This window comes from Modestobacter sp. SYSU DS0511 (assembly GCF_054050755.1).
This window is the reverse complement of record NZ_JBJGZY010000026.1, coordinates 1-14,155: the sequence shown is the minus strand read 5'-3', so window position 1 is coordinate 14,155 and position 14,155 is coordinate 1. Positions and strand designations below refer to the sequence as shown.

Below are 14,155 nucleotides of genomic sequence, written 5' to 3'. Positions count from 1 at the left end.
GCGGCGCGGGGCGCGGGTAGGGGCCGGGCATGAGCGCAACCCGCGGGATGGCCGACGCCGGACGGGACGAGGTCGGCCCGCTGGTGCTGGGGGCCTGGGACGGCTTCCTGGCCCAGGCGCGCGCCGTCGACCTGCACCGACGCACCCGGTTGCCGGGCTGGCGCGCCCAGGAGGTCTGCACGCACCTGGGCGTCTGGCCGGACGCCGCCGCGCTCGACGACCTGGTCGCCGGCGCCCGCTCCGGCGCCACCGGCACCCCGGCGGACCCGGACGTGGTCAACGCACAGGTCACCACGGCGCACCGGGACGCGAGCCGCGCGGAGGTGCTCGCCGCCCTCGAGCGCGCCCGGGCGGCGACGGTGCACTACCTGACCGAGGAACCGGCCGCGCTCGACACCGCCCCGACGGTCTCCACGGTGGGCCGGCTGCCGCTGCTCAGCGTCGTCCTCGGGCAGGCCTACGAGCTGGCCGTGCACGGCCTGGACCTGGTCTCCGCCGGTGCGCCCGCGCCGCCACCGGAGAGCCTGCAGGCCGGCCTGGCCGCCCTCGCCGACGTCACCGGCGCGCTGACCACGGCCGCGGGCATCACCGCGGGCGCCACCCTGACCACCCCCGACGGCGGCTGGACGTTCGCCGCGGCCGACGGCGGCTGGACCGTGACGCGCGTGCCCCCGGGACGGCCGGCCGGCCCCGCGGTCGAGGCTCCGGCCGACCTGCTGCTGGACGCCGCCTCCGGCCGGGCGAACCCGGTGGCCGCGCTCGCCCGCCGCCGGCTCACGGTGCACCAGCTGGGCGGGCTGATGCGGCTGGCGCCGGTCGTCGAGTCCGCGCCCGGCATCCCCGGCGGTCCCCTCCTGCAGTTGGCCGCCCGCACCCTCGGCGGCGCGGGTGGCCTGCTGGGCCGGCTGCGCCGCGGCTGACCGTCACAGGCAGCGGTGCAGCTCCGGCCAGAACCAGTCGGTGCCCTCCCCCGGGCCGCCGAACCCGCGGGTGGTCAGCAGCACGGCCACCAGGTCGCGGGCGGGGTCGGCCCAGCCGGTGGTGCCGGTGCCGCCGTCCCAGCCGAAGCCGCCGGGCACGCCGTCGTCCACCCGCACGCCGGTCTGCAGCCCCCACGAGAGACCGTCGGGCAGGAACGCCCCGGCCGTCGCCCGCTGCCGTTCGGTGAGCGACGGGGTGGTCAGCTCGGCGACCGACCCGGGCGCGAGCACCGGGCCGCCGCCGTCGGCGAGCGCCGCGAGGAAGGTCAGCACGTCCCCGGCGGTCGCGACCAGCCCGGCGGCCAGCCCCTCGAACACCGGCGGCCGGGCGGCGGCCCCGTCGGGGCCGTCGAGCAGCACCAGGTCTCCTCCCTCGGGCAGGTACGCGGCGGTCAGCCGCCGGGCGTCGCGCGCCCAGAAGCCGGTCGCCTCGACCCCCAGCGGGTCGGTGACCCGCCGGGCGAGGAGCTCACCCAACGAGCAGCCGGTCGCGCGGACGAGCAGCACGGAGAGGACGTCGGTGCACGTCTGGTACAGCCACCGCTCCCCCGGCTGGGCCGCCAGCGGCAGCCCGGCCAGCCGGGCGAGGAACTCCTCGGGTGGGAGCACCGGGGACGACGGCCCGGCCCCCAGGCCGGCGGCGACCATGGCGACGTCCAGCGGGCTGCCGTCGAACAGCGCACCGAACCCGGCGGTGTTGGTCAGCAGGTCGCGCACGGTGATCTCCCGTGCCGCCGGCACGGTCTCCGTCAGCGGACCCCCGGGCCCGGAAAGGACCCGGGGGTCGGCCAGCTCGGGCAGCCACCGGGCCACCCGGTCGTCCAGCGTGAGCACCCCGTCCTCGACGAGGGCCAGGGTCAGCACGCCGGCGTAGGGCTTGGACAGCGACGCGAGCCGGAACAGCGAGTCAGAGGTGACCGGATCGCCGCCGCCGCGGACCAGGCAGCCACCGGTGCGCACCTCGGTGTCGCCCCGGTAGCGGACGGCGGCGGCGTAACCGGGCAGCCGCCCGTCGGCGACCCGCTGCTCGAGCACCGACCACAGCGGAACGAAGCGGGACAGCGGGCACATGGGCGGCCTCCTCGGCGACCGGGCGGGTCCTCTGCCCACCCAGACCGCCGAGCCGCCCCGAAGTCATCGGTGCCCGCAGTCCCTCGCCACGGCCCCCGGCTCCTACCCCCGGGCGGGCCGGTGCTGCGCGGGAACGCTCTCCAGGGGGGCGTCGGCGACCTGGTCGACGCCCAGGTACCGCTCGAAGCCGGGCGGGACGACGACGTCGTCCCGGCACAGGTCGGCCACCGACTCCCGTCCCAGGCCGACCATCGCCGAGCCGAGGCCGTCGCGCAGCACGTCGAGCACGTTCTCCACGCCGGCCTGCCCGTTGGCTGCCAGGCCCCAGAGGTAGGCGCGCCCGATCATCACGGCCTTCGCTCCGAGGGCGAGGGCCTTGGCGACGTCGCCGCCGCGCCGGATGCCGCCGTCCAGCAGCACCTCGACCTGGTCGCCGACGGCCTCGGCGATCGCCGGCAGGGCGCGGACGGAGGCCGGGGTGCCGTCGAGGTTGTTGCCACCGTGGTTGGAGACGGAGATGGCGCTGACCCCGGCGTCGACGGCCCGCCGGGCGTCGTCGACGCGCATCACGCCCTTGAGCATGAACGGCCGGTCATCGCCCCACAGCTCCCGGAGCCAGGCGACGTCGTCCCAGGTCGGCATGGGCGACTGCATCCACATGCCGTAGGCCTCGAAGAAGGTGGGCGCCGGGTCGCCGGGGTTGGCGACCATGTTCGGCACGGTGAGGTCGGGCAGCTTCTTGGTCTTGGCGAAGTCCCACAGCCAGCTGGGCTTGAGGGCCACCTGGGGGGCGTACCGCCGCACCGCCTCGAGGTTGATGCGCTCGGGGATGAACGGGCTGCCCCAGTCGCGGCCGTAGGAGAACGACCAGTCCAGCGTGGCGATCAACCCGGCCGCCCCGGCCCGCCGGGCGCGCTCGACCTTGGCGGCCATCAGGTCGCGGTCGCCGACCCAGTAGAGCTGGAAGAAGGTCTGCGGGTTGGCGGCGATGACCTCCTCCATCGGCTTGCTGGCCATCGAGGAGAGCCCGATCGCGGTGCCGCGGGCGGCCGCGGCCCGCGCGACGGCGACCTCGCCGTCGGGGTGCACCGCCTGCACCCCGGTCGGGCTGATCAGCACCGGCAGCGCGATGTCCTGGCCCATGACGCGAGTGGCCGTCTGCCGGCCGTTGGCCAGCCCGGCGGTGTGCGGGGCGAAGCCCAGCTCGGCGAAGGCGGCCAGGTTGTCGTCGACGGTCAGCCCGCGCTCGGAGCCGGCGACCAGCGCCCCGTACACGCCCTTCGGCAACCGGCGCTTGGCCCGCCGCTGCGCCTCGGCCACCGTCTCGAACCACGCGTTCGCCATCTGCGCACTCCCCTGCTGCTCGGACCGGAGGACGCCGTCGTCCCCCGCTGCCCGCGGCCGCAGCCGCTGGCACTCAGTGCCACCGTAGCGGGGTGAAGTGGCCTGGGACACAACCCTTCCGCCTCCCGGACACCGGCCGCCGCGGCGCGCGACCCGGCGGGCGGGAACAGGGCGGGTCAGCCGGCCCGGATCGCCGAGACGTCGAACTCCACCTGGATCCGGTCGCTGACCAGGACACCACCGGTCTCCAGGACCGCGTTCCAGGTGAGCTCCCAGTCGCTGCGCTTGATCGCCAGCGCCCCCTCGAAGCCGACCCGCGTGTTGCCGAAGGGGTCCAGGGCCGAGCCGGTCAGGGTGAAGTCGATCTCGACGGTGCGGGTGACGTCCTTGATGGTCAGGTCGCCGGTGACCCGGTAGACCTCGTCGTCGACCTGGCGCACCGCGGTCGAGTCGAAGCGCATCTCCGGGAACCGCTCGACGTCCAGGAAGTCCGGCGAGCGCAGGTGCGCGTCGCGGTCGGGGGCGCCGGTGTCGATGCTGGCGGTGCGGATGCGCAACGACACGGTGCTGGCACCCGGGTCGGCGGTGTCGAGATGGGCGGTGCCGGCGAACTCGGTGAACGCGCCGCGCACCGTCGTCACCATCGCGTGCCGCGCCCGCACGCCGATGCGGGTGTGCGCGGCGTCGACGACGTAGTCGCCGGTCACGTCGGCCAACGCGGCCGTCGCGGCGTCGAAGTCCGAGGCCGCGGGCTCGGGTGCCCGGTGCTTGCCCACGGTTCAGCCCTCCTGGTCGGGGTGGTCCACCCGGTGATCCTGACCGATGGGGGTGACATTCGGGCAGGGCGGTGACGTGCTGGGCACGCGAGGAGGGGCCGCCCGGTGCGAGCGGCCCCTCCTCGTCGGTGCTGGTTCGTTCAGGAGCAGGTCGATCAGATCAGTACCAGCCGGCGGACTGCGACTGCGACCACGCGCCGCACGGCGAGCCGTACCGGTTGTTGATGTAGATCAGGCCCGCGTCGATCTGACGATAGCCGTCGGAGGTCTTGGCGATCCCGGTGCCCTTCCAGGTGGAGTCCAGGAACTGCGCGATCCCATAGGCGGTGCTGCGCGGGTTCTGCGCGTTGGGGTTCCAGCCGCTCTCCTTGCCCCACAGCTTCTCCAGGCAGGAGAACTGACCGGCGTCCCCGCTCAGCTGGGACAGCGCGTAGCTCTGGAAGGAGCCGGCCGGCGCGGCGGGGGCCGGGGCGGGGGCAGGCGCACCGCCACCGGAGGACCGGGAGCCGGACTGCGACCGCGGGGCTGCAGCCGCAGCCGCCTGCTCGGCCTGGCGCGCCTCCTCGGCCTGGCGCGCCGCTTCGGCCTGGCGCGCCTCCTCAGCCTTGCGCGCCTCTTCCGCGAGCCGCGCCTCCTCGGCCAGCCGCGCCTCCTCGGCCAGCCGGGCCTCCTCGGCCAGCCGCGCTTCCTCCGCGGCGACAGCGGCGGCCTGCGCCTGCTGGGCGGCGGCCTCGGCCTCCTGGCGCTGGCTGCGGTCGGCCGCGAGCGCCCCGAGCCGGTCGCCGACCTGCCCCTCGGCGACGACGGTGCTGGCGTGCTGGGCGGTGAGGCCCAGCTGGGTGGCGATGCTCACCGGCTCGGGCGCCGCCGTGGCCTGCGCGCCGGTCTGCCCGCTCACGACGACGTTCACCACGACCGCGCCGACCGCGGCGGCGGCCAGGTACATCGCCGGACGGCGCAGGCCGGCCGGGGGCGCCAGGCGGCGGGCACGGCGGGAGGTCTCCTCCCCGGCGACGGGGAGGACCGTGGTGGGCAGTTCTCCGTCGGCCGGCAGGTCGTGGCCGGCGTGGTCGTGCGGGGTGGCGCGTGGGGACATGAAGGAGGGGGCTCCGGGCTCTTCCGTGGCCGCCTACCGGGTTAGCTGACGGATTCGGGCGGGAAGGCGCCCTACCCGGCCGGGCACGTGCCCGGGCGGGATTCACCCCAGTGCTTCGGTGGGTCCCCGGATCGCTGCGGACAGCGACTCGGCGGCATCCGGCGCGGGCTCCCCGAGTGGGGACGTGACGTCCGGCCGGACCTGTCCACGGTAAGGCGCTTTACGACCTCGTGACAATGCTCCGCCGGCAGTTCGTCGGGATGCGCCACGGCGCCCCTGGTCAGCGCGGTGTGATCCGTCCCGCAGGCCGCACCGGTCGCACGCGGCTCAGGGCAGGCGCCAGACCGTCGTCCGGCGGACCTCCCCGCCGTCGGCGTCCGGGACGTCGTGGGTGGCGGCCGGCAGCAGCCCTTCCTGCGGCAGGTAGGCGCGGCCCGGGTCCCCGAGCAGGACGGTGGCGCCGCGCAGCCAGTGGGTGCCCAGGTACGGCAGCACCCGGGCGGTCATCTCCCGGTCGTAGCAGACGTCGCCGGCCAGCACGACGTCCACGTCCGGCCCGTCCTCGCCCAGCACGTCGCCCACCACCTCGATGCCGGTGACCCCGTTGAGCTCGGCGTTGAGCGCGACCGCGGCGTGCGAGTACGGGTCGACGTCGCTGGCGACGACCTGCGCCGCCCCGGCGAGCCGCGCAGCCACGGCGACCAGGCCGCTCCCGGCACCGAGGTCCAGCACCCGCTTGCCGGCGACGAGGTCCGGCGTGTCCAGGACGTACCGGGCCAGGGCCTGGCCGCCCGGCCAGGCCGCGGCCCAGAACGGCGGGTCCTGGCCGGCGCCGCCGGCCTCGGTCTCCATCGCCTCCCACAGGGCGACGACGTCGTCGGCGACGTGCAGCTGCACCTCGGGCACCAGGGTGGGCCGCTCGACCCGGGTGTGGGCCTGCAGGAAGGACGGCGGGACGCGATCGGGGGCGGGCACCCGGACAGTGGACACCCACGGGCCCGGCCGCGACCCGCCGGGGTGGTCAGTCCTCGCGGTCGCTCCGGACCACGGTGACGGGGCAGGGCGCGTGCCGGGTGACCTGGTCGCTGGTCGAGCCCAGCAGCAGGCCGGCGAAGCCACCGCGGCCGCGGGCACCCACCACCAGGAGATCGGCCTGCCGGGCGGCGGCGATGAGCGCCTTCACCGGTGCGGTGTGCGCGACGTGGCAGGTGACGCCCGTAGCGCGGTCCTGGCCGAGCGCCGCCACGACGTCGGCCTCCAGGTCGGCCTGAACCGCCTTCTCGTAGTCGCTCACCGGCGGGACGTACCCCGGCGACCAGCTGGCCGGCTGGGGCGCGGTGGCGATCCGCCAGGCACGGACGACGTGCAGCGGCCACCCGGCCCGCTCGGCCAGGCCGGCCGCCCACACGAGCGCCTCCTGGGCGCACCCGGAGCCGTCGTGGCCGACGACGACCCCGCCCCCGACCGCCCCGGTCGACGACTCCGCGGGCGCCGCGTCCCCAGCAGCGTTGCCCATCACCTCGTCGACCTCCGCCGCGAGCGCGTCCCGCGTGCCGTCCTGCTCGGTCACCGTGTCCTCCTGTCCGTGCCCTGCCGTCCCATGACCCTCACCGACGACCGGGCTGCTCGCGCCCAGCCTGGACCACCGGACCCCCGACCGCACAGGGCCGGAGGTCCCGGACCCGCCGACGCCGGCACCGGCCCCCCCCAGCCAGCCGTCGGCGTCCGGTTCGGCGGTGTCCGCCACGAGGGACGGCGCTCCGGCGGGGGCTTCGGATCGCGCCGACGGCGGACCTGCTCTTGACTCGTCATCGAGGCCGGCGCGCGCCGGCCAGTCGATCGAGGGAACGGAGGAACGGCGCCCATGGAGCACTTCACCATCGCCACCGTCGCCGAGCAGAGTGCCGACTTCCGCCGCGTGCTGTGGACCGGCGAACACACCCAGCTGGTGATCATGACGATCCCGCCGGGTGGGGAGATCGGCGAGGAGGTGCACGACGTCGACCAGATCCTGACCTTCGTCAGCGGCACCGCGAAGGCCAAGGTCGGCGGCCAGGAGAAGAAGGTGGCGCAGGGCGACCTGGTGGTCGTGCCGGCCGGCAAGAAGCACAACTTCGTCAACGACGGCGTCAACCCCCTGGTGCTCTACACCGTCTACGGGCCGCCGGAGCACGCGGACAAGGCCGTGCACAAGACGAAGGAGGAGGCCGACGCGCTCGAGGAGGCCGGCAAGGACGAGCCGCCGTCGAACGACTGATGCCCTCGGCTGCGGGGTGTCGGGCACAGTGAGGCCGTGGCCCCGCAGCCCGGCATCGTCGCGCTCGGGACGCCCGAGCACTGCTACTTGGAGCTCGACCCGGCGCCCGACCTGGCGCCCGGCCGCTCCGCGGCGGACCTGGTCCGCGGGGTGGCCGGGCTGACCGGTCCGCTCTCCTCGACCGGCGGCGTGAACGTCGTCGTCGGCTTCCGGCCCGAGTTGTGGGCCGCCGTCGCCCCGGCCGACGCGCCCGCCGACACCCCGGGCCTCGACGAGCCGATCATCGGCGCCGGGACGGGGTGCGCGACGGGCCGACCGGCTACCTCACGCCGCTGACCGGGGCGTCCGACACCTGCCCGGCGGTCGACGCGCTGGCCGGCTCCGCGCCGCCCGAGGAGTACTCCGCGCCGCCCGAGGAGTGCTTCGCGCCGCCCGGGGAGTACTGAGCCGCGCCATGTTCAGCTCGCCGACCGCGGGTAGGAGTGCGACGGCAGCCGTCTGACCCACCGTCTGGAGGAGCACCCGTGGCACATCCGACCGTCGCCGTCCAGCTGGTGCAGATGCTCCGCGCCGCGGGGGTGGAACGGATCTACGGCGTGGTCGGCGACTCGCTGAACCCGATCGTGGACGCCGTGCGGCACACCGACGGCATCGAGTGGGTGCACGTGGCCAACGAGGAGGGCGGCGCGTTCGCGGCGGCCGCCGAGGCGCAGGTCACCGGCCGGCTGGCCGTCTGCGCCGGCTCGTGCGGGCCAGGGAACACCCACCTGATCCAGGGGCTGTACGACGCGCACCGCAGCGGAGCGCCAGTGCTGGCGATCGCCTCGCACATCCAGTCCCAGGAGATCGGGACGGCCTTCTTCCAGGAGACCCACCCGGAGCGGACGTTCCAGGACTGCTCGTACTGGTGCGAGGTGGTCACCCCGAAGCAGATGCCGCAGGCGCTGCGGGTCGCGATCCAGACCGCCGTCGGGCAGCGGGGCGTGTCGGTCATGGTGCTTCCCGGCGACCTGGCCGCCGAGGAGTCCGGTGGCCCGACGGTGGAGTCGGCGATGGTGCCGCACCCCTCCCCCGTGCGGCCGCCGGTCGAGCAGGTGCAGGCGCTGGCCGACGCGATCAACGCCGCGGGCACGGTCACGCTCTTCTGCGGCGCCGGCTGCCGGGACGCGCACGACGAGGTGATGCAGCTGGCGGAGCACGTGCTGGCCCCGGTCGGTCACGCGCTGGGGGGCAAGGAGTTCATCCAGCACGACAACCCCTACGACGTCGGGATGAGCGGCCTGCTCGGCTACGGCGCCGCGCACAAGGCGACGCACGAGGCCGACCTGCTGGTGCTGCTGGGCACCGACTTCCCGTACGTGGACTTCCTGCCGCAGGCGCACACCGCGCAGGTCGACGCCGACGCCTCGCACCTGGGCCGGCGCAGTCCGGTCGAGGTGGCCGTGCACGGCGACGTCGGGGAGACGATCCACGCGCTGCTGCCGCTGCTGGCGCGCAAGACCGACCGGCGCTTCCTGGACGGGATGCTGCGCGACCACGCCGAGTCGCTGGAGAAGGTGGTCGACGCCTACACGCACCGGGTGGAGAAGATGCGCCCGATCCACCCGGAGTACGTGGCCGCGCAGCTGGACGAGCTGGCCGCCGACGACGCCGTCTTCACCGTCGACACCGGGATGTGCAACGTGTGGGCGGCGCGGTACCTCACGCCGAACGGCCGGCGACGGGTGATCGGGTCGTTCCGGCACGGGTCGATGGCCAACGCGCTGCCGCACGCGATCGGCGCGCAGTTCGCCGCGCCGGGGCGGCAGGTCGTGTCGATGAGCGGGGACGGCGGCCTGGCGATGCTGCTGGGTGAGCTGATCACGGCGCGGCTGCACCGGCTGCCGGTCAAGATCGTGCTGTTCAACAACGCGTCGCTCGGCATGGTGAAGCTGGAGATGATGGTCGACGGCATCCCGGACTTCGAGACCGACCACGAGCCGACGGACTTCGCGGCGATCGCCGCCGCGGTCGGCATCCGGTCGATGCGGGTGGAGGACCCTCGCGAGGTGCGGGACACCCTCGCCGCGGGGCTGGCCGAGCCGGGGCCGGTGCTGATGGAGTTCGTGACCGACCCGAACGCGCTGTCCATCCCGCCGGCGATCACCGGGGAGCAGATCCGCGGGTTCGCGGCGACCGCGTCGAAGATGGTCCTGGGCGGCGGGGTCGGGAAGATGATCGACCTGGCCCGCAGCAACCTGCGGAACGTCCCGCGGCCGTGACCCGCACCCGTCCGTGGAGGTGACCGTGGCCCGGCCGGTGCTGCTGTTCGACGGCGACTGCGGCTTCTGCCAGCGGGTGGCCGGCTGGGCGCCGCGGGTGTTGCCCGCCGACGCGGAGGTGCTGGCCTGGCAGGCGGCCGACCTGCCTGCGCTGGGCACCACGGCCGAGCGGGCGGCGCGTGAGGTGCTGTGGGTGCGGCGCTCGGGGCGGGTGGACGGCGGCGCACAGGCGGTGGCGCACGCGCTGCTGGTGAGCCGCCGGCCGCTGCCTCTGCTGGGTCTGCTGCTGGTGCTGCCGCCGGTGCGCTGGGTGGCTGCGGGCGTGTACCGGCTGGTGGCGGCGAACCGGATGCGGCTGCCGGGTGGCACGGTGGCCTGCGCGCTGCCCACACCACCGCCGGTCCGCGACCGCGGCGCCGGCTGACGCCGGCCAGTGCGGCCGCCCACCGCCCGCGCTGATGACGCGAGCGTGCAGTCAGGCGGTCGTGCAGTCAGCCGGTCGTGCGGCCGGATCGCATGGGCAGGGCGGTCGTGCGGCCGGATCGCACGGGCAGGGCGGTCATGCGGCCGGATCGCACGGGCACGGCGGTCGTACGGCTGACGCGCGTGGGTCAGCCGCACGTGGGCGGAGCGCGCGTGCGGTCAGGCGGCGTGGCGGCGGGGTTCGCGAACCCCGTACCAGCCGGTGAGCAGGTGACTGCGCACCGAGGCAGGCAGCGCGCCCCACCGGAGGAGGGCGGCACGGGCGGGGAGTGCGCTGGCGGCAGCGAGCTGACCCAGTTCGAGCACGCGCTCCGGGCGTGGGCAGAACGGAGTGCGCTCGTGCAGCCCCGAGGCCAGGTGATGGTCGAAGGCCGCGAGGATGTCGGCCTGGTGCTCGGGGTCGAACCACTGCGGGCTCCGCGGCGAGCCCTGCGGGACGTCCTGACGGATCACGCTGCTCTTATCGGCACGAGCCTGCGTCGCCGGGACCCGAGTGGTCGACGAAGCGCGGCACAGCAACTACCGGCACACCAGTCACACCGATTGGACGGCGACCCGGCTCGCTGACCAGAGCCGCGCACGGTCGCAGCACCTCTCCCCGCGATCTCAGAACGGCGGCGGGTCGTCGGCGGGCTCGGTCGGTCGTGATTCGGGGCCGGCGACTGGTGGCTCGGGCCCGCCGGATCGCTCGGCGGGTTCCGGCGGAGGTGGTCGGAGGCCGGGTGGTCGGGTGGTGCGGGTGACCCCGCTCGGGGTGGTGACCTGCAGCGTGCCGTCGGGGGTCATGGCGAAGTGCCAGCCGGGGGCGTGGGTCTTGAGCCGGTGGTGGCTGCGGCACAGGCAGCAGAGGTTGGCGCAGTCGGTGGCGCCGCCGCAGGCGTGGGGGACGACGTGGTCGAGGTCGGCCCACCCCACGCGCTGCCCGCAGTTGGGGAAGCGGCAGCGCCGGTCGCGGGTCGTGACGAAGGCCCGTTGCCGCGCGGTGGGCTCGTAGCGCTCGGTGGGTGGTGGCGGGCCCAGCACCGGGCAGTCGCACGGTCCGTCGGGGTGCTGCGGGCAGCCGCGCTTGGCCAGCCGAGCCAGCTCCGCGGGAGTGACGGTGGCCAGCAGTTCCCCGTCGGGGCCGGTGATGGCGAACGTGAGCGTGCCGCCCTCAGGAGCGGTGAGCCCGAGGGCGCCGACCCGGGCCAGCAGGTCGCGCAGGTGGGCGGCGGTGATCGGCAGCCCGTTCACCTCACCCGGCGTCACCCCGCCCTCCAGCGCCTCCAGCGCAGCGGTGACCGTCAGGTTCGCCGCCACCAGCGGCAGGCCGTGATCGGCGGGCCGGCGGACCAGCGCCGACAGCACGTGGGTGCGCAGCGCCCCGATCGGCCGGGGGTCACCGTCGGCCTTGAGCATCCGGGCCAACTGGTCGAGCAGATCGTGGCACTCGGCGGCCTCGTCGCTGGGCAAGTCCGCGGCCAGCACCGACCGCCCGTCGGCGGCCGAGGGGTACAACCGCACCTCGGCGGTCTTCTCCGCCGCCGCCCGGCGCTCCTCGGCCGCGGCCGCATCGAACCGCAGCATGAGCTCGGTGGCGCGCTTGCCCAGCCCGGTCACCGACACGTCGGTCGCCTCACCCAGCAGCTCGGCTTCTACGCGGGCGGCGACCTCGGCACTGGTGTGCTGCAACGCGTCGGCGAGCTGCTGGGCGCGGCGCTCGTCGAGCTCACCGGCCCGCAGCGCGGCGAAGGTGGCCGGCAGCTTCCGCGCCCAGGTCAACGCCCGGGTCAGCCGGATGGCCGCGGTTCCCCGACCGGCGTTGAGCACGGTGGCCAGCTCGGCGGTGAAGAACTCACTCACCTCACCCTCGGCCGGCTGCGCGGTCCACCCCGCCCGCCGCGCACCCGGATGGTCCGGCGGCGGATCAGCCGACCCCGGACGGTCAGCCGCCAGGCCCAGGATCAGCTCCGCCTCGTAGGCGGCGTCCCGGGCACGGCGCTGCTGCACCCGCTGCAACTCCGCGGCCAGCTCCTCCTCACTGAGCCACGCCGCCGGCAGCCGGGACGGCTCGACAGGGTGCTCGAGCGTCCAGTCGAGCAACACCCCCTCGACCACGCTCGAACCACGCCTCCGCGACACGACCCGAACATACGTTCGAGGTACGACAGTTCCGGCGGCACGCGCAGGCCGCTCGCCCCAGGATCTGGCCGCTACAGCCCGCCGGCCACCCGCAGGACCGCACCCGTGCAGTAGGACGCCTCCGGGGACAGCAGCCAGGCGACCGCCGGCGCGATCTCGTCGGGCCGCCCGGCCCGTCCGAGCGGCACCCGGCCGACCACGCGGGCGGGCCGCCCGGGATCCCCGCACCGGCGTGGATGCCGGTCTCCACCAGTCCGGGCGCGACGGCGTTGACGCGCACGCCGTCGTCCGCCAGCTCTTTCGCCAGGCCGACGACCAGCGCGTCGACCCCGGCCTTGGCGGCGGCGTGGTGCACGTACTCGTGGGGTGACCCCAGCGTCGCCGCGCTGGAGGAGACCGCGACGATCGCACCGCCCGGCCCTCCGCGCCGCCGTGACATGGTCCGGGCCGCCTGGCGGGCGCACAGCACGACGCCGAGCAGGTTGACGTCGAGCACCTGCCGGACGACGTCCACCGGGGTGTCGGCCAGGTCGCCGAGGTGCGCGGTCACCCCGGGCGTTGGCGACCAGCCCGGTCACCGGGCCGAGCTCGGCGGCGGCCGTGGCGAAGAGCGCGTCGACGTCGGCCGGCTCGCTGACGTCGGCCCGGACGGCCACCGCCCGCGCGCCGGCCCCGCGTGCACCGGTGACCACCTCCTCGGCACTGCTCTCGTCGGCCCGGTAGCCGACGGCGACGTCGTGGCCGTCGCGCGCCAGCCGGGCGACCACGGCAGCGCCGATGCCCCGCCCTCCACCGGTGACGACGGTGACCGGACGGGACGGCGACTCGGCGGGGATGCTCACGGCGGTGATCCTCGGTCCTGTCACCCCCCGACGGCAGACTCGGGGGTGTGGAGCACTTCCCCGACAACCCGGTGTCGAGCAGCGTGGCACCCGACAACGCGGCGTCGGACAGCGCGCCGGAGGACGACAGCCGGCCGCAGGCGGTGGTCGCCCGGCTGCGTCCGCTGCTGCTCGCGGTGCAGGAGGCGCTGTCCGCGGGCATCGCGGTCAGCCGGCGGATCCACGCCGAGCACGGGTGGCAGCCCTCGGCCGACCGGCACCTGGACCACCAGCTGGTCCGCCGGGAGGCGATGGAGCGGCTGCGGCCCTTCGGTGCGCACCTGGAGGACGGTCCGCTCAGCGGCCAGCTGGACCTGCTCGACCTGGGCACCGACAACCTCGGCCTGCCGATGAGCGGCCTGATCCTGCACACCCCCACCGACGTGCTGCGGGTCTGGCACTCCGACGACGGCGAGCTCCCGGCCGCCGACACCCAGGGGTTGCGCGCGTTCTACCGGCAGCGGCCGGTGCTGCAGACCCAGCTGGCCCTCGACGACCCGCCCGAGGCCGCTCCCGCCCGCTCCCACCTGGCGCTGCTGTGGGCCGACGGCCGGTTGCCGGGCGGTGGGCCGGGGCTCGTCCGGCTCGACCTGGTCCGACCCCGGGGCACGATCGGCCGGCGGGTCGACGTCGACTGGCACGTGGGCCTGCTCGACCGGCTCGCCGCCCGCGCGGCCTGGGCGCGCCGGCCCCCCGCCACCCCCACCCCGCACCACCCCCCCCCCCCCCGCCCGCCCCCCCCCCCCCACCGCGACACGGCAGGACCCGGGTCGGGCCGGACGGCGACCGGGGCCCCAGAATGACCGGGTGCACAGAGGCAGGAACGTCGACCCAGAGATCGCCCGCTCGTGGCTGCTCGTCAACGGCGCCCGCAAGGAGCTGTTC

General features: G+C 75.5%; 16 protein-coding genes, 2 pseudogenes and 1 riboswitch. Of the genes and pseudogenes, 7 read left to right on the top strand and 11 right to left on the bottom strand.

The window, feature by feature from the left end; genetic code table 11:
• The first annotated feature begins 29 nt into the window (after positions 1-29).
• A complete protein-coding gene (locus tag ACI783_RS13675; RefSeq protein WP_457140941.1) occupies positions 30-920 on the top strand; it encodes a maleylpyruvate isomerase N-terminal domain-containing protein in 891 nt (296 codons plus the stop codon).
• Between the two features lie 3 nt (positions 921-923).
• Here the strand turns inward: ACI783_RS13675 and ACI783_RS13670 are convergent, their stop codons facing one another.
• The 6 genes from ACI783_RS13670 to ACI783_RS13645 all read right to left on the bottom strand — a co-directional run bounded on the left by ACI783_RS13670 (position 924) and on the right by ACI783_RS13645 (position 6,837).
• A complete protein-coding gene (locus ACI783_RS13670; RefSeq protein ID WP_457140940.1) occupies positions 924-2,051 on the bottom strand; it encodes a serine hydrolase domain-containing protein in 1,128 nt (375 codons plus the stop codon).
• A gap of 102 nt (positions 2,052-2,153) precedes the next feature.
• Positions 2,154-3,395: a pre-mycofactocin synthase MftD gene (gene mftD, locus ACI783_RS13665; protein WP_457140939.1), complete on the bottom strand. Its 1,242-nt coding sequence runs from the start codon at positions 3,393-3,395 to the stop codon at positions 2,154-2,156.
• A gap of 176 nt (positions 3,396-3,571) precedes the next feature.
• Positions 3,572-4,171: a YceI family protein gene (locus tag ACI783_RS13660; RefSeq protein WP_457082645.1), complete on the bottom strand. Its 600-nt coding sequence runs from the start codon at positions 4,169-4,171 to the stop codon at positions 3,572-3,574.
• A 160-nt stretch (positions 4,172-4,331) separates the two neighbouring features.
• Positions 4,332-5,267: an aggregation-promoting factor C-terminal-like domain-containing protein gene (locus ACI783_RS13655; RefSeq protein ID WP_457140938.1), complete on the bottom strand. Its 936-nt coding sequence runs from the start codon at positions 5,265-5,267 to the stop codon at positions 4,332-4,334.
• A 15-nt stretch (positions 5,268-5,282) separates the two neighbouring features.
• A riboswitch (cyclic di-AMP (ydaO/yuaA leader) is annotated at positions 5,283-5,431 on the bottom strand.
• A gap of 163 nt (positions 5,432-5,594) precedes the next feature.
• Entirely contained in the window at positions 5,595-6,242 is a 648-nt protein-coding gene (locus ACI783_RS13650; RefSeq protein WP_457140937.1) for a class I SAM-dependent methyltransferase, read from the bottom strand.
• Between the two features lie 46 nt (positions 6,243-6,288).
• Positions 6,289-6,837 (bottom strand): universal stress protein, encoded by a 549-nt coding sequence (locus tag ACI783_RS13645; RefSeq protein ID WP_457140936.1) that lies wholly within the window; start codon positions 6,835-6,837, stop codon positions 6,289-6,291.
• Between the two features lie 294 nt (positions 6,838-7,131).
• Here ACI783_RS13645 and ACI783_RS13640 point away from each other — a divergent pair, with 294 nt between their 5' ends.
• The 5 genes from ACI783_RS13640 to ACI783_RS13620 all read left to right on the top strand — a co-directional run bounded on the left by ACI783_RS13640 (position 7,132) and on the right by ACI783_RS13620 (position 10,209).
• The gene (locus tag ACI783_RS13640; RefSeq protein WP_457140935.1) at positions 7,132-7,524 is read left to right on the top strand and encodes a cupin domain-containing protein; all 393 of its coding nucleotides are present in this window, start codon (positions 7,132-7,134) and stop codon (positions 7,522-7,524) included.
• 36 nt (positions 7,525-7,560) lie between these two features.
• The gene (locus tag ACI783_RS13635; RefSeq protein WP_457140934.1) at positions 7,561-7,860 is read left to right on the top strand and encodes a hypothetical protein; all 300 of its coding nucleotides are present in this window, start codon (positions 7,561-7,563) and stop codon (positions 7,858-7,860) included.
• Complete coding sequence (locus ACI783_RS13630) at positions 7,824-7,970, top strand: hypothetical protein (RefSeq protein WP_457140933.1); 147 nt, start codon at positions 7,824-7,826, stop codon at positions 7,968-7,970. Before ACI783_RS13635 ends, ACI783_RS13630 begins: the two co-directional genes overlap by 37 nt.
• A gap of 78 nt (positions 7,971-8,048) precedes the next feature.
• Complete coding sequence (locus ACI783_RS13625) at positions 8,049-9,785, top strand: pyruvate dehydrogenase (protein WP_457140932.1); 1,737 nt, start codon at positions 8,049-8,051, stop codon at positions 9,783-9,785.
• A gap of 25 nt (positions 9,786-9,810) precedes the next feature.
• On the top strand, positions 9,811-10,209 hold the full coding sequence (locus tag ACI783_RS13620) for a thiol-disulfide oxidoreductase DCC family protein (RefSeq protein WP_457140931.1): 399 nt from the start codon (positions 9,811-9,813) through the stop codon (positions 10,207-10,209).
• Positions 10,210-10,427: 218 nt separating this feature from the next.
• Here the strand turns inward: ACI783_RS13620 and ACI783_RS13615 are convergent, their stop codons facing one another.
• The 5 genes and pseudogenes from ACI783_RS13615 to ACI783_RS13595 form a co-directional block, all read right to left on the bottom strand.
• Entirely contained in the window at positions 10,428-10,721 is a 294-nt protein-coding gene (locus ACI783_RS13615; RefSeq protein WP_457082663.1) for a hypothetical protein, read from the bottom strand.
• A 153-nt stretch (positions 10,722-10,874) separates the two neighbouring features.
• Positions 10,875-12,389 (bottom strand): DUF222 domain-containing protein, encoded by a 1,515-nt coding sequence (locus ACI783_RS13610; protein ID WP_457140930.1) that lies wholly within the window; start codon positions 12,387-12,389, stop codon positions 10,875-10,877.
• Positions 12,390-12,460: 71 nt separating this feature from the next.
• On the bottom strand, positions 12,461-12,577 hold the full coding sequence (locus ACI783_RS13605; protein WP_457140984.1) for an SDR family oxidoreductase: 117 nt from the start codon (positions 12,575-12,577) through the stop codon (positions 12,461-12,463).
• Positions 12,578-12,672: 95 nt separating this feature from the next.
• Positions 12,673-12,885, bottom strand: a pseudogene (locus tag ACI783_RS13600) (SDR family NAD(P)-dependent oxidoreductase); the annotation flags it as partial.
• A 70-nt stretch (positions 12,886-12,955) separates the two neighbouring features.
• Positions 12,956-13,231, bottom strand: a pseudogene (locus ACI783_RS13595) (SDR family NAD(P)-dependent oxidoreductase); the annotation flags it as partial.
• Between the two features lie 47 nt (positions 13,232-13,278).
• Here ACI783_RS13595 and ACI783_RS13590 point away from each other — a divergent pair.
• On the top strand, positions 13,279-14,073 hold the full coding sequence (locus ACI783_RS13590; RefSeq protein ID WP_457140929.1) for a hypothetical protein: 795 nt from the start codon (positions 13,279-13,281) through the stop codon (positions 14,071-14,073).
• The last annotated feature ends 82 nt before the right edge of the window (positions 14,074-14,155 follow it).